The sequence below is a fragment of the Capnocytophaga sp. oral taxon 863 str. F0517 genome, from assembly GCF_000466425.1.
Classification (GTDB): domain Bacteria; phylum Bacteroidota; class Bacteroidia; order Flavobacteriales; family Flavobacteriaceae; genus Capnocytophaga.
The window spans coordinates 1-15008 of the sequence record NZ_KE992087.1 but is presented as its reverse complement, the minus strand read 5'-3'; the positions used below and the strand labels follow the sequence as shown (position 1 = coordinate 15008).

Annotated in this window: 16 protein-coding genes; 2 read left to right on the top strand and 14 right to left on the bottom strand. The window is 43.8% G+C overall.

Annotation, left to right across the window (positions count from 1 at the left end; all coding sequences use genetic code 11):
- Positions 1-63: 63 nt before the first annotated feature.
- From HMPREF1551_RS01070 to HMPREF1551_RS01060, 3 genes are all read right to left on the bottom strand, one after another.
- A complete protein-coding gene (locus HMPREF1551_RS01070) occupies positions 64-387 on the bottom strand; it encodes a hypothetical protein (RefSeq protein WP_021627138.1) in 324 nt (107 codons plus the stop codon).
- Between the two features lie 434 nt (positions 388-821).
- Positions 822-1196 carry a large conductance mechanosensitive channel protein MscL gene (mscL, locus tag HMPREF1551_RS01065; RefSeq protein WP_021627135.1) on the bottom strand — a complete coding sequence of 125 codons (375 nt, stop codon included), beginning with the start codon at positions 1194-1196 and terminating at the stop codon, positions 822-824.
- A gap of 66 nt (positions 1197-1262) precedes the next feature.
- Positions 1263-1958 carry a porin family protein gene (locus HMPREF1551_RS01060; protein WP_021627134.1) on the bottom strand — a complete coding sequence of 232 codons (696 nt, stop codon included), beginning with the start codon at positions 1956-1958 and terminating at the stop codon, positions 1263-1265.
- A 148-nt stretch (positions 1959-2106) separates the two neighbouring features.
- On the opposite strand from HMPREF1551_RS01060, the gene hemB reads away from it, so the two are divergent.
- On the top strand, positions 2107-3093 hold the full coding sequence (gene hemB, locus HMPREF1551_RS01055; protein ID WP_034544043.1) for a porphobilinogen synthase: 987 nt from the start codon (positions 2107-2109) through the stop codon (positions 3091-3093).
- A 143-nt stretch (positions 3094-3236) separates the two neighbouring features.
- Positions 3237-4121 (top strand): Ppx/GppA phosphatase family protein, encoded by an 885-nt coding sequence (locus HMPREF1551_RS01050; RefSeq protein ID WP_021627132.1) that lies wholly within the window; start codon positions 3237-3239, stop codon positions 4119-4121.
- Between the two features lie 35 nt (positions 4122-4156).
- On the opposite strand, the gene HMPREF1551_RS01045 is transcribed toward HMPREF1551_RS01050, so the two are convergent.
- The 11 genes from HMPREF1551_RS01045 to tsaD form a co-directional block, all read right to left on the bottom strand.
- Entirely contained in the window at positions 4157-5122 is a 966-nt protein-coding gene (locus tag HMPREF1551_RS01045) for a hydrogen peroxide-inducible genes activator (protein ID WP_021627131.1), read from the bottom strand.
- Positions 5123-5234: 112 nt separating this feature from the next.
- A complete protein-coding gene (locus HMPREF1551_RS01040; RefSeq protein WP_021627130.1) occupies positions 5235-6017 on the bottom strand; it encodes an ABC transporter permease in 783 nt (260 codons plus the stop codon).
- Positions 6010-6720 (bottom strand): ABC transporter ATP-binding protein, encoded by a 711-nt coding sequence (locus HMPREF1551_RS01035; protein ID WP_021627129.1) that lies wholly within the window; start codon positions 6718-6720, stop codon positions 6010-6012. The genes HMPREF1551_RS01040 and HMPREF1551_RS01035 overlap by 8 nt, the downstream gene beginning before the upstream one ends.
- Positions 6721-6750: 30 nt before the next feature.
- Positions 6751-7992, bottom strand: a complete 1242-nt coding sequence (locus HMPREF1551_RS01030) for a nitrous oxide reductase family maturation protein NosD (RefSeq protein WP_021627128.1) — start codon at positions 7990-7992, stop codon at positions 6751-6753.
- Positions 7993-8005: 13 nt separating this feature from the next.
- Positions 8006-8470: a nitrous oxide reductase accessory protein NosL gene (locus HMPREF1551_RS01025; protein ID WP_021627127.1), complete on the bottom strand. Its 465-nt coding sequence runs from the start codon at positions 8468-8470 to the stop codon at positions 8006-8008.
- A 109-nt stretch (positions 8471-8579) separates the two neighbouring features.
- The gene (locus HMPREF1551_RS01020) at positions 8580-9194 is read right to left on the bottom strand and encodes a hypothetical protein (RefSeq protein WP_021627126.1); all 615 of its coding nucleotides are present in this window, start codon (positions 9192-9194) and stop codon (positions 8580-8582) included.
- Positions 9195-9252: 58 nt separating this feature from the next.
- Positions 9253-11223 carry a Sec-dependent nitrous-oxide reductase gene (nosZ, locus tag HMPREF1551_RS01015; RefSeq protein WP_021627125.1) on the bottom strand — a complete coding sequence of 657 codons (1971 nt, stop codon included), beginning with the start codon at positions 11221-11223 and terminating at the stop codon, positions 9253-9255.
- Positions 11224-11312: 89 nt separating this feature from the next.
- A complete protein-coding gene (locus HMPREF1551_RS01010; RefSeq protein ID WP_021627124.1) occupies positions 11313-11834 on the bottom strand; it encodes a c-type cytochrome in 522 nt (173 codons plus the stop codon).
- Between the two features lie 163 nt (positions 11835-11997).
- A complete protein-coding gene (locus HMPREF1551_RS01005) occupies positions 11998-12408 on the bottom strand; it encodes a hypothetical protein (protein ID WP_021627123.1) in 411 nt (136 codons plus the stop codon).
- 126 nt (positions 12409-12534) lie between these two features.
- Complete coding sequence (gene bshA, locus HMPREF1551_RS01000) at positions 12535-13656, bottom strand: N-acetyl-alpha-D-glucosaminyl L-malate synthase BshA (protein ID WP_021627122.1); 1122 nt, start codon at positions 13654-13656, stop codon at positions 12535-12537.
- Positions 13657-13680: 24 nt separating this feature from the next.
- The gene (gene tsaD / locus HMPREF1551_RS00995; protein ID WP_021627121.1) at positions 13681-14706 is read right to left on the bottom strand and encodes a tRNA (adenosine(37)-N6)-threonylcarbamoyltransferase complex transferase subunit TsaD; all 1026 of its coding nucleotides are present in this window, start codon (positions 14704-14706) and stop codon (positions 13681-13683) included.
- Between the last annotated feature and the right edge of the window lie 302 nt (positions 14707-15008).

Genomic DNA, 15008 nt, shown 5'->3' with positions numbered 1-15008 from the left:
GATAGTAATTTCTTTACGGATTTGAAAAGATACCAAAAAATGATATCCAATTCTATAGTGTCATTAGATCTGTTTGAATATTTTTTTCTTTTTATACCATTCTACAATAAACCAAATTACTGCAACTAAAAATAAAATGTGATGGAGTGGTTCTAATATAGTTTCATAAATAGAAAACACCAATGCTATTTTTAAATCACTAATATTTGCAAACCCATCCATTCCAAAGTCGTGATGTAAAAATACATTTATGATAAACCCTAATAAGGCTACTATCCACCCAATAATAAAAAACCATTGCCATTTATTCTTTTTGATAAATCTTTTTACAATAAGAAAACTTATTAAATAGCAAATAAGAAAAAAAATCAAAAAGATAATAATCATAAACTTGTATTTTTTAATGCCTCTCTAATTTCTTCACCTGTAATTCTGCCTTCCTTAGTTGTTGTTAAGATAACTTTTCCATTATTATAAAACTTTCGTTCTCCGTGACGGTAATCTTGTGATATATTGGCTCGTTCCTTCTATTCTTTATCAATCAGTTTCTTCTTTCTTTTAGTTGAAGGTAAATTAGGGTTTGCTTCGGTTGAATGTCCAATAACCATCGATTCTGTTTTGCCTGCATCATACAAATATTGCGATAGATTAATTACAATAGTATCACTATTGGCTGTTATTCTTGTGTAATGAGACATAAAAGAAGAGACGTTAACAGAGAGCAAAGATAATAATTTTTCTTACATCTAAGGGTAGTGTTATTAAAAAAATTACCTCCCAAAGGATAGGAGGCAATTTTCTGCAATAAATAAAATGGAAAACTATTTTTTTAACAGATCTCGGATCTCAGCCAATAGTTCTTCTTGAGTAGGCCCTGCTGGAGCAGCGGGGGCTTCTTCTTCCTTCTTCTTCAACTTGTTGATACCTTTAACCAACATAAAGAGTACAAAGGCTACAAATAAGAAGTTGATCACCGCGGCTAAGAATTTTCCATAAGCGACCCCATTCCATATGAGGGCATCGAGCTTATCCACCTGAGCGGCCTTTAGCGCTGGGTTGAGTAGTAAAGGTGTGATCACATCAGCTACTAAGGAAGATACGATGGCGCCAAATGCAGCCCCAATGATCACCCCTATAGCCAAATCAACTACATTGCCTTTTACAGCAAATTCTTTGAATTCTTTTAAAAATCCCATAAATAACAATATTGTTTTAAATTTGGGGGCAAAAATAGAATTTTTATTTGAATTGACCAAAAAAAATTACAGAATATAAAAAATAAGTCCGATATTTAGCATATGACTCTCCAAAGAGGTGCCCTCTTGGCTATAGGTATCCTTAAAGAGAGGGCGCAGACCATATTGGACATAGATGTTCCAGGTATTATGCCCTATAGCGGCATAGAGGCCACACTGAAATTCCTTGAGGGATTCCAAAGAGAGGGTATAGTTTTGGGAAGAACTGTCCAACTTATAGCCAGAGACAAAAGCAATGGAGGGCCTAAGTCCTGTATAAATACGCCAAAACTTATGGGTATAAGGGGTGGAGGTACGCCAGCGGAATTCGATAGGGAAGTCCACTCGGTAGTGCTCGTAATAGTTCTTATGGATTCGGGCTTTTTCGATAGAGACCAAGTCGTATAGAGTGCCTGTATCAGATGGGGTAGCCTTGAGATTAATGTAAAGCAATTCATAGGAGAGCCCCACCCCTGCGGCTAGCCCTATATTGCGCGCCTTATTCAAGGGAATATCCCGCTGATAGCCTCCGAAGAAGCTTCGGGAGAAGCTGTGTTGCTTCATATTCTCGGGCTTGGATACAAGCCAATCATAGCTTACCCCAAGGTAAAATTGGTCTTCTAAATACTTAGTATCTATACTATGGTCTATCTGTAGGGAGTCGCTCTGTGCCGAGGCTACTGCTGTTAAGAGACAGCCTATCCAAAGCATATAAAACCGCATATGTTATTTTTTACGGACAAAAGTACAAAATCTAACAGATATAATTTCTTTTTTAACAGAAAAAAACGTATCTTTGCACTCGTTGAATTAGTGGTTACGGATTAGAGGTTTGTTATCTGTAATCCTATAACCCTTAAATCCTAAAAAAGTGAACCTACTTAGAAGAAATCGCAGATTGCGTGTAAATGACACCATACGCGCCTTGGTAAGAGAAACTACTGTAACGCCTAATGATTTTATCGTACCGCTCTTTGTGGTAGAGGGTAAGGGCGTAAAAGAGGAAATCCCCTCCATGCCGGACTATTATCGCTATAGCTTGGATATATTGGCCAAGGAGGTAAAGGAATTGTGGAGCTTAGGCATCAAATCTGTATTGCTATTTGTAAAAGTGCCTGATAACCTGAAAGATAATCAAGGAACGGAAGCGCTTAATCCTGAGGGACTGATGCAGCGAGCTGTCAAAACAGTCAAAGAGGCGACCCCTCAAATGCTGGTGATGACCGATGTGGCGCTCGACCCTTATTCTATCTATGGGCATGATGGTATCATCAAAGAAGGGGTGGTACTCAATGATGAGACGGTATCGGTATTGGCTCAAATGAGTCTTTCTCATATACAAGCCGGTGCCGACTGGGTGGCTCCCAGCGATATGATGGATGGTCGTATAGAGGAAATACGCCGTGTCTTGGACGAAAATAACTATAAAAATGCGGGTATTATGGCCTATTCGGCCAAATATGCTTCGGCACTCTATGGGCCTTTCCGCGATGCCTTGGATAGTGCTCCGGTAGATATGCAGGATATTCCTAAGGATAAGAAAACCTATCAGATGGATTTTGCCAATCGTATAGAAGCCCTCAAAGAGGTGGCTATGGATGTGGCCGAGGGTGCTGATATGGTGATGGTAAAGCCCGGTATTGTATATTTGGATGTGGTACGTGAGGTGAAGAATGCGGTACAGGTACCTGTTTCCGTATATCAAGTATCTGGAGAATATGCTATGATCAAGGCAGCAGCACAACGCGGGTGGTTAGACCACGATGCGATTATGCTGGAGCAAATCTATGCTATTAAGAGAGCGGGGGCTGACCTTATCGCCTCTTATTTTGCCAAAGACGTTGTCAAACTGTTATAAATTTCTTTTTCATTCTACTTAATTTTTTAAATTCCTTCTGTGACTGTGTTGCAGAAGGTTTTTGTGTTTTAATTGGCATTTATTAGCTTTTTTTATTGTTTTATCTTTGTAGCTTTGCAAAGTAAAACTAACATAACAAAACCATGAATATACGAAAATTTGCAGGAATAGATATTGGTTCCAATGGGGTTCGTCTCCTTATTGCCAATGTATTAGAGGAAGAGGGCAAGGAGCCTATTTTCTCCAAGGGGAGCTTGGTGCGGGTTCCTATCCGCTTGGGGGCGGATGTCTTCGAACAGGGGAAGATAAGCCCCGAGAATACGGTTCGCCTAAAGGATGCGATGGAGGCTTATCGCTTACTGATGAAAGTACAAGGGGTGGAGGCCTATCGGGCTTGTGCTACCTCGGCGATGCGAGAAGCAACCAATGGGAAGGAAGTAGTGGAGGAAGTAGCCCAGCAGACGGGGATCTTTATAGAAATTATAGATGGGGCGGAGGAGGCTGCTATTATTGCCAATACAGACCTACATACCCTCTTGGAGGGAGATAAGAACTACCTCTATATAGATGTGGGGGGAGGAAGTACGGAGTTTACCGTATATGCCCAAGGCGAGGTTAGGGCAGCCAGGTCTTTCCCCATAGGGGGGGTACGCCTGCTCAAGGGCAAGGCTGACGAGCAGTTGTGGGACAAGGTGAAGGACTGGATACGCCTCTATACCAAAGACCTCAAGGATATGGAAGCGATAGGCTCCGGCGGGAATATCAATAAGATATCCAAATCCACCGGTAAGCGCAAGGATGTACCGCTTACCCTACACTTCTTGGAGGAATACCTCGAGCAAATCAACCAGATGACCTATGAGGAGCGTATCCGTGACCTGGAACTCAACCCGGACCGCGCTGATATTCTTCCTTTGGCATTGCCTATCTATATCAAGGCCATGAAATGGGCTAAAATCAAGCATATCCTTGTCCCTAAAGTAGGCTTGGCCGATGGGATTGTAAGACAACTCTACTTAAATTCTTAGTTTTGAGTTTTGAATTAATAACTCAAAACTCAAAACTATTTCTTGCTTTTTTTCTTGAGTATAGGGTCAATGATATGGAGGTCGTGGAAGGTAATTGCACCGCGAACAACCCCAGCAATGACCTCGTGTAAGGCATTGATAATATTGATTTTCAGTTCGTGATTGTGGTATAGGAGGCTGACTTCACGAGCGGGGGCAGGATCCTCGAAATAGTGTAGGTTTTTTATTTCTTTCTCCCCTAAGTTGAGCGTATGTAGGTAGGGGAGTAGGGTCATGCCCATACCTTCGTTGGAGAGGCGGATAAGGGTCTCGAAGCTACCACTTTTGATTTCCACGGGAAGGCCTTTCCCCTTCTCCTGATGAGCCAGTTCCTGGCAGAGATTCAGTACGCTATCGCGAAAACAGTGTCCGTCCTGAAGCATGAGCATATCATGGAGCTTGAGGTCGGAGACTTTTATCTTCTGTTTTTCCTTTAGGTGGTATCTCTCATTGGGGATATAGGCTACAAAAGGTTCCTCGTATAGGACACGTTCGATGAGGTTTTTCTCTCCCAAGGGGGTCGCTACAATAGCCACATCGAGGCTTCCTTCGTTCAATTCTCGGATACACTCACGGGTGGCCATTTCCTCTACCTTGAGTTCTACTTTGGGATATTTCTTAGTGAAGTTGTTCAGGAACATAGGCAGCAGCGTAGGGGCAATGGTGGGGATAATTCCCAAGCGGAAACGCCCTCCGATAAAGCCTTTGTGCTGGGCAATGAGGCTCTTGATACGTTCAGATTCGTTGACGATACTCTCGGCCTGTTTTAGGATTTTTTCTCCTATCTCGGTTACGCGTACCGGCTTTTTGGAACGATCAAAGATAAGCACGTCCAATTCCTCTTCTAAGCGCTGTACCTGCATGCTTAGGGTAGGTTGGGTCACAAAGCATTTTTCTGCCGCTACACTGAAGTTCTTATATTGGGCAACGGCCAGAATATACTGAAACTGAACAATAGTCATAAGATAAAGTGATTTGGAATTAGAAGGCAAAAATACAAAAAAGTTTTGAGTTTTGAGTTTTTAATTTTGAGTTACTTACAACTCAAAACTTACAACTCAAAACTCAAACTAACTAAAAGTCTTTCTTCTTTATTTTTCTTAGTATCATCAGGATAATGGCACCGACCCAGAGACTTAGAGAGCCCAAGGAGGCGGCAATACCGGCGGTGGAGCCGAAGAAGGACTTGAAAATCGCATCGGTGTAGCCCATCAGCGCAGAGATGTCTAACTTCAGTAGGACGAGGATACGGGAGAGATCCACAGGATTGAACAAAATCATCGCCATAGAGAAGGTATCCAAGGGATATTGACGGAATACCATAAAGCAAATCAGGAAGAGACCATCGAAAATCACCGCCATGAAGAGCCAAATGAAGATGGCCAAGCTGAAACCCTTGATCTTGTTCTCATAGTAAAGCCCGATGAGGTAGGAGAAACCTACAAAGATGAAGCTTAGGAATACCCCAGTGATAATGAGCATGATAAAGTTGAATATATCAGGGGAGAGGAATAGCCCATAGAGCAAGAAAGGAACCCCCAGTCCGATGACAAGGCTCAGAGAGAGCGAAAGGGAGATGCCTAAGTATTGTCCTAAGAAGATGTGCTTCCTGGGAATAGGCTGCGCCAGCAGCAGCTCAATGAACTCTCGTGCATTGTAGTAATACATCACCCCGAAGATGGTGGAAATCAGAGGGATAAGCACGATAATCACGTTCATAAGGGTGATGACCGACTTGGAAATATCATGGTTAAGGAACAAGAGGATACTACTTAGAATCAGATAGAACCCCAAGTAGAAATACGTCCAGCTGCTGCGGATGAGGTCGAAGAAAGTATATCGGATAATCTTAATCATATTTTTCGTTTTTTAGCAATTCGGCAATGGCTTCTTGGAAATTGTCTTTTTGGGTAGTCTCCAGCAGTTGCAGCGGGGTGCCGCGGAAGTAGATATTCCCTTCTAAGATAAAGAGGATCTCGTCGGAGAGTTCCTCAATGAAGCTAAGAATGTGAGAGGTGATAAGGATCGTTTTTCCTTTTTCTTTCTCGCGTAGGATGAGCTTCTTTAGAGCGAGGATAGCGATAGGATCCAGTCCGGAGGTAGGCTCGTCCAAGACCAGTACAGGAACATCCACCATGAAGGTCAGCACTAAGTTTACCTTCTGCTTGGTACCACCGGAGAGGTTGCCCAAGGACTTGTTCATATGTTTTTGTAGGCCGAAGAGTTCTATGAGTTCTTGGTCTTGGCAGGGGAGTTTTTTGATGTTTTTGATCATGGCAATCAGCTCCTTCACCTTCAGGTTGCTGGGGAAGTTGGCTATCTGGGGCAGATAGGAGATTTGTTCCCTATAAGCCCATTGGTTTTTGATAGATTTGCCATTGAAGAGGATGTCACCTTTGGTAGGCACCACCATACCGAGGAAGCTCTTCATGGAGGTCGTTTTCCCGGAGCCATTAGGGCCTAGGATGGCGATGATGCCCCCATCCTTGATGGTAAAGCTCACCCCTTTGAGGACTTCTAACTTGCCATATTTCTTATGGACATCTTTGAATTCGATCATGCTTGAGATAGGTATTAGTTGGGGTAAATGTTATTTTTGGGTTCTTTTGAAAGGCTCCATGCGGGGCGTTTCGTCGATGAGGTTTTCAGGGGTGAAAACGGGGGCTACTTTCTCGGAGAAGTTCATGATATCGATGAACAAGCTGCGCAAAAGCACGATACTCTCGGGAGTTCGGTTGCTGATGTAGGAGAAGAGCTTCACCGGGCGGTAGGGGACATCGCCTACGGAGTCCTTATTGAGGTCGTAACCGGTGTAGTCACTCCAGTAGTTGCTGCGAAACTTGTTGTCGTTCACGTTGTTATCATAAGCCACATCGAAGGTGTTATTCAGGAAGTTGTTGTCCCAAAAATCATTTTGGTAACAGCCTCCACGGATACGGATTCCCCAGCCGTTCTCGGAGAAGGTATTCTCATTATACTTCATACGGGTACAGTTCTCCCCATTGATACCTATGGTATTGCGATAGAAGGTATTGCCTACCAGCTCGGAATCATAGAGTTCCTTAAGCAATAGCCCGTAGGAGGAGGGACCCCAGTTGTCCTGGAAGGTATTTTCCACCATTTTGACCCGCTTGGAGAACATCACTGCGGCACCAGCACCATTTTTGGCAAATTTGTTGCGGTGGTATTCGTTGTCATCGGAGAACATGAAGTGCAGCCCATAGCGAAGGTTTCCATAGCAGTAGTTACCTTCGATATAGGATTTGGAAGAGAATTGTATATAAATACCATCACGACAATTGAAGGCCTCATTACCTATGACTTTCACGTTTTTACAGCTCCATAGGTGGATGGCATTTCCAGAATTGTATTGTTCCTTCGCGTTGGAGGAGATTCTATTATTCTTCACCAGTCCATCCTTTCCCTTGAATAGGATGACCCCGAAACATACCTGATCCATGAGGTTGTCCTCTATGAGGAAATTTTTGGCTTTTTCTAAGTGAATAGCCGCTTGTTCTTCGGTCGCCTTGAAGGGGACGTTGGCCAAGCGGAATCCCTTGATGGTGACTTGGTTAGCTCGTATTTTAAAGATATTTCCCTTAAACTGCCCGTTGATAGTAGGCCTGTCCTTTCCTATGAGGGTTAGGGGCTTATCAATGGTGATATTATGTTCAGCATATACCCCCTTTTGTACCAGGATAGTGTCACCTTCTTTGGCAGCGGCTATGGCTTGGGCGATGGTACTATAGGGACATTGGGGGCATACTTGTAGGCTTTGGGCCTCTCCCCAAAAGGGGAGGCCTATAAGCAGGGGTATTAGTTTTTTTAGCATTTAGAAGATAATATTAGTGATCGTGCATGTTTCCATGATCGTGGGCAGGGTGTTGGTGACTTTGGAATTTGGCTTGAATACCAGCCCAATCGTATAGGTCACCCCCTTTTTCAGCTTGTACCTTTTGAGCTTCATCCTTTGAGGCGAAGGCAGCCAAGTGAGCTCCCATAGGGCTTTGTATCTCTTTGGAGATGAGATAAGTGGCCTTGGTCGCATCAATTAGGGTGTTTTCATGTAGGTAGTCGCACACAAGGTGTAGGGCTACCTTATCCTCTTGAGGGGCTTGGAGCATACACTCTATGGCATCATACTTGAAGGCCTTCGACTTTTGGGTAACCACTTCGGAAGCGAACTGTGGGCTTACGATGGTCATCTTGCAGAAGGCACATTCTTCCTTACCATAGTCGATAGGCTCCGCTTTGGGAGAGCAGGCAACCGCTAAGAGCGCCATGCTCAGTAATAAGAATACTTTTTTCATGATTTGATAATTAATAAAGATTAATATATTGTAAATCAGTTGATTGTAAAAATAAAATCACCTTAGCCCAAGGGGTATTCTCTTAGGCTAAGATGATTATTTCATAGGACTATGCTTTGCACTTATTGCATTTGTCGCATTTGGTAACAAAGAAGGCTACAATAGCCAGTGTAGCGGCAATAATCATTGCATAAGTACCCCATGCAGGATAGGATTCTGCATAGAAGTTCAGCAGCTCCTTACCTCCAAAGAAAGGAGGCTGGTAGGCCATACCAGGGATTTTGATCTGAGCAGTGTCGCTAAGGTTGTGTCCATAGTCATATTCCCACTGATAGAAGTCATACATACCCAATACTCCAGCTACACCCATAAGGCCAGCCCAAACAAGGTATAGGATACGCTTGCCTAAGAAAGCAATAATAAGACCTAAGACAAGGAAACCTCCGATCACCCAAGGGAAATACTTGAATTCCCAAAAATCTTCGGCATGGATGTGTTTCATTCCTATATAGTGGTTGAGAAGGTTCACATTCTCAATAGTGTGTACGGAAAGTTCGTCCTCTTGGGCAGAGAAGCTGCTCTTTCCATTAATATCGTCAATCCAGATATACATATTGATACCTTCTGGATATTGAGGCGCATCAAGTTTGATATGCCAAATAGGGAAAAAGAATAAGAATAGTAGCAAAAGGGAAGCTACTACCATTAGAATTCGTGCTTTCATTTCAATTAAAATTTTGTAAAAAAGGCTGATACGAGTACCAGCCTTTTTTGGTTATATACTATTCTTCGTCGCTACCAAGGCTCCACTTAAGCGGAGTGTTGGCATTAGCGGCAGATACGCGGAGGTATCCTTGCATTTCTTGGTGAAGAGCTGAACAGAAGTCAGTACAGTAGAAAGGCCATACCCCTACTTTGGTAGGTTTCCAAACGAGGGTTTCAGTTTGTCCAGGCATGACAAGGAGTTCTGAGTTTTGAGCACCCAATACGGAAAATCCGTGAGGGATATCCCAGTCTTGTTCTACGTTAGTTACGTGGAAGTACACAGTGTCCCCTACTTTGATACCTTCGATGTTGTCAGGAGAGAAGTGGCTACGAACGCAAGTCATGTATACATGAACGTTGTTACCTTCTCTTACGACTTTAGCATCGGCATCGGAACGAGTTACGTAAGGGTGGTGGTTGTCCTTAAGTGCATAGATCTTAGTTTGTTGATCTTTGATTTTAGAGGCAGCAATACCTTGTGCATAGTGAGGTTCTCCGATAGTTGGGAAGTCCAAAAGGAGTTCCATTTTGTCACCAGAGATATCGAACAATTGGGCAGATTGGCAAAGCTCAGGTCCGGTAGGGAGGTAGCGGTCTTTGGTAATCTTGTTCATCGCAACGAGGTATTTACCATAAGGCTTACGAGAGTCTCCACCAGGGATCATAAGGTGTCCAGGAGCGTAGTAAGTTGGTTTTCTGTCCAATACTTCCCAAGTACCTACTTTCCATTTTACTACTTCAGAAGAGATAAAGAAAGTAGTGTAGGCATTACCTTTGTCGTCGAATTCGGTATGCAATGGGCCGAGACCGGAGCTTTTTACAGAGCCAGCTACAACAGCATCCATTTTGATAGTAGGAATACCATATTTTTCACCATCAAAAGCTTTGTCTTCAATAGCTTTTAGCATTTTAGTGAAAGAGTGTACAGTAAGTTCAGAAGCGAGTTTTCCGTTACCGATGATGTATTCCCCTGTTGGGTCAACATCCACTCCGTGAGGAGATTTAGGAGTAGGAAGTAGGTAAACAAGTCCTGGGAGCTGAGAAGCATCAAGGATTTTTACAGTTTCTACTACTTCACTCTTACCAGTGTGGGTCTCATCGCTGTAAGTATTGTGGTAGTGAGGCGCTTTCATTTCGGTAAATTTACCTTGTTTGATATAGTCCTCAGCTACTTTCCAGTTGATAGCAGCTACATAGTCGTAGTCATTTTGTGAGGCTTCTACCTCAAGAAGGGTATTTGCTTCTTCAGTGTTGTAAGTGGTGAAGAATACCCATCCGTGAGATTTACCTTTACCAGAGTGTGCTAAGTCGTAGTTGAACCCAGGCATAAGGATTTGGAACTCAAGGTTCATAGCCCCAGAATCAGGATTGATTTTCACGAAAGAGATTACCCCTTTGAATTTTCCTTTGTAGTCTTTGATAGCTACGTCTTCCTGAGGAATAGGTACGGAGAAACGAGTACCCCCTACGATATATTCCGTATTTTCAGTAACGAAAGTAGAAGAGTGGTTACCGGCAGCGTTAGGAAGCTCAAGGATTTCTTCAGTTTCGAAAGTCTTAAGGCTGATACGCGCTACACGAGGGGTGTTATTCGCGTTGATAAAGATCCAACGGCCGTCCACTTCTCCATTAGTTTGAGAAAGGTCGGGGTGGTGTGTGTCGTCCCAAGGAATGAATCCGTGGGTAGTTTGCAAAAGGGGTTTGGTTTCTTCGTTGTAACCATACGCCTTTTCAGGGTCTTGTGAGAACACAGGGATTACTTTGAGGAGTCGTCCTGAAGGAAGTCCGTAAGTGGCGAGCTGGCCACTGAAACCACCTGAAAGGAAGGCATAGTACTCATCGTACTCTCCTGGTGCTACATACACCTTGGAGGCAGCATCTGAAGCACCGATAGCTCCAGACTTATTACTATTGCTATTATTGCCATTTCCACAACTGGCAAGAAAAGCTCCAGCAACTGCCAAAGATAACAATTTGCTTGTCTTCATAAAAACAATTTATTTAAAAAAAAATTATATCCGAGAGATGGATAACAAAAGACTACTTCAGCCCATGCCTGAAGGAGTCTTTTGGGAGCTTACTCTATGGTACGGAAGTACTCAAGGATAGCTCTGGCTTGCTCCTCATTGAGGTGCTGGTTTGCCATAGGGGCTCCGTTGGCTTCGAGCAAAAGTTGCTTTGCGATAGGGTCGTTAGCGATCATTTCCTCAGGGTTGAGGATCATGTTCATTACCCATTCAGGAGCACGTCTTTCTAAGATACCCTTAGGAGCTGGGCCTATGAATTTCTTAGTAGGCTTGTGGCAAGCGGTACAGTTGATTTTGAAAAGCTCTTTACCTTTTTCGGCAAGCGCTTGGTCTACAGTAGCCCCAAGGGGTGGGTTTACAGCTTTCACTGGGCCTATTCCCTTGTTGTTCAAATCTACATTAGCCCCAGCGGCAGGAGCAGCAGGAGTCTCAGCAGGAGTGGCAGCGGCAGGAGTCTCAGTGGCAGCGGCTGGCTGAGAATCGTTGTTGTTTTGCCCATTTCCACTTCCTCCGTTACAGCTGGCAAGTGCCGTAATGGCTAATACAGAGAGTGTTAGTCTTAATGATTTCATTAAATTTAAATTTAGTATTTTATGGGACAAAGATACGAAATTTTTTTTAAAGAGGCACAAAAAAGTCTTTTTTTTTGAAGGCAAAGATTAAGGAGCCATGTAGTGTTATAGAAAAAGGAAAAACACAGGTTCAAAGTTGAATCTGTGTTTCAAAGTTTTGAAGTTATAGTTGTTCATCCAGGATAGTGGCAAGCGGACGGCTTGCTTCTATAAGAGCTCTAGCGATACCTAGATTGGCTTTTTCTCTTTCTAAGGATAAAACAATAAAGAATTTCCCCTTGTTGGAAATACCTGATACAAAGGTGGTTTTGTTTGTCTCAATAAGAAGCGTATGGGTTTCCTTAACCCCTATAGAAGCACATGAGGCAACCACAAGCTTCACCTGATCTATAATAATAGAAAAGAAAGGAGCCACTTCAGAGGCTATCTTATCAAGTTCAGGATCCGCAGTAGAATGGGCAATAATAGAGCCATCGGCACAGCTAAGGATGCCACAGAAGCGGAATCCAGGTAATTTGGCCTTCATATCAGCGCAAAGATCATCAAGCGCTTTCTGTATTTCTATACCTGTCATGAGCAAATGTAATGAATTACTGGGCTGCAAATGTAGTTATATTAAATATAATAATATATTTTTTAACTATGTTTACAATTCAAACAAGGTTTATAATAAAATGAAAGTTAAAAATTTGTAATAAAATTAACCTTGTGTGTTTTTGTAGGCTAGCTCATACATAGGGATAATTTTTTCCTCATCGAAGAGGGTCGCCTCCTGAAAGGCTTGCGCCTTGAAGCGGTCGAGAGTTAGCTTGTCCTGCAAGATAATTAGGGCATTGCGAGCCATGTCGTCTATATCACCTATGGGGCTTAAAAAGCCAGAAACGCCTTGCTTATTCACCTCAGGAATTCCTCCGGCATTGCTGGAGATAACGGGCACTCCTTCGGCCATGGCTTCTAAGGCGGCCAGTCCAAAGCTCTCGGACTCAGAAGGGAGCAGGAAAAGGTCGCTGGAGCAAAGGATGTCATTCACATCCAGGTAGTTACCCAGGAAGTTTACATAGTTCTGTATTTCCAAGTCATGCGCTACGGCTTGGGCATTTTCCCTATCAGGCCCATCGCCCACCATCACAAGGCGTGCCTTTTTGTGTTGGAGGACTTTGTGGAAGATCCGTACCACATCGCAGGCTCTTTTCACTGGCCTGAAGTTACTCACATGGGTAAGGATCAGCTCGTCCGGCTCGGCTAGCATGGCACGATGACAGGTGCTGGGCTTCTGTTTCTTCTTTTTTAAGTTGATAAAATTGGGGATAACCTGGATATGTTTTTGAATATCAAATAGTTCGTAGGTCATGTTTCTCAAGCTATGAGAGACAGCCGTAACGGCATCGGAGGCGTTGATGCTGAAGTTGACCGCTGTCTTATAATAAGGGTGATTGCCTACCAAGGTAATATCAGTGCCATGTAGGGTGGTGATTATCTTGACCTCTAATCCCTCCTTATGCAGGATTTGCTTTGCCATATAGGCTGTATAGGCATGAGGAATCGCATAGTGAGCGTGGATAATATCGATGTGGTGTTCTCGCACTACCTCCACCATCTTGCTGGTGAGGGCAAGTTCGTAGGGCTGGTAGCGAAACAAGGGATATTCCTCCACATATACCTGATGTAAGTGGATGTTTTTATGAAAAGAAGAAAGCCTTACCGGCTGTCCGCTGGTGATAAAGTGTATTTGGTAGCCCTTTCGAGCTAAGGCAACCCCCAACTCGGTGGCGACTACTCCGCTTCCCCCGAAGGTGGAATAACAGACGATAGCGATGTTCATTTTTTAGTTGTTAGTGGTTAGTGATTAGTCACTAAAACGGTATCTTGCTTGAGCGGTGATGTGCATATCGGCAAAGTCCTTTCGTAAGTACTTGAAATAAGCAGCAATACCGATCATAGCGGCATTGTCGGTACAATACTGGAAGGAGGGGAGGAAGACCTCCCAATGGTATTTTTGGGCATACTGTTGGAGGGTTTGCCGCAAGCCAGAATTGGCGCAGACCCCTCCTCCGATGGCAATTTGGCGGATGCCTGTCTGCTCGACAGCTTTTTTGAGCTTGCGCATCAGGATTTCTATGATGGTATATTGCACGGAGGCACATATATCTGCCAAATGAGCCTGAACAAAGCCTGGTTGTAACTGTTCTTGCTTTTGGATAAAGTAAAGCACGGCAGTTTTCAGGCCAGAAAAGCTGAAGTTCAGTCCCTCCACCTTAGGGAAAGGAAAGGGAAAGGCCTTAGGATTGCCCTTTTGGGCATATTGGTCGATCAGGGGGCCTCCGGGGTAGGGAAGTCCCAGGAGCTTGGCGGTCTTGTCGAAGGCCTCTCCGGTGGCATCATCTTGGGTTTCCCCCAGGATTTCCATGGAAAAATAATCATTGACCTTGAGGATTTGGGTATGTCCGCCGCTGATGGTCATCGCCAAAAAAGGAAAAGCAGGCTTCTTCTGCCCTTCGTCTATAAAGTGGGAAAGGATATGTCCTTGCAAGTGATTGACTTCCACCAAGGGAATCCCTAAGGAGAGCGCCAAGGATTTGGCGAAGGACACCCCCACCAAGAGGGAACCCTGCAAGCCTGGCCCACGTGTAAAGGCAATAGCCGATAGCTGTTCTTTGCCGACCCCAGCGCACTGCAAGGCCTGATGCACTACCGGAACGATATGCTGCTGGTGTGCCCGTGAGGCCAGCTCCGGCACCACCCCTCCGTATTCCTGATGTATCTTTTGGCTGGCAATCATATTGGAAAGTACCTTATCCCCCTGTAAGACAGCCGCTGAGGTGTCGTCACAGGAGGATTCTATAGCCAATAGATAGGGGATCTCTGTACTCATAAAAGAGGGTCTTTTTTCAGAAGGCAAAGATAAAAAGATTAATTGTTAATTGTCAATGGTTAATTGTTAATTATCAATCAGAGAGCCATGAAAAAGATCATGACCTACCCAGTAAATCATTCAGAGACTTAGAATTGTGTTACAATCCCAAGGCCAATATGGGGCATGAAGTAAGTGCGCTCAATAGTAAAGTTATTTTTCTCATACCCTCCATAAATAGCGCTGATTCCTAAGGAGATATAAGGCTTGGTACGTTCGTTGGCTATCGAAAGGAAGTAGGTCTGTAGCTCGGTACCGACACT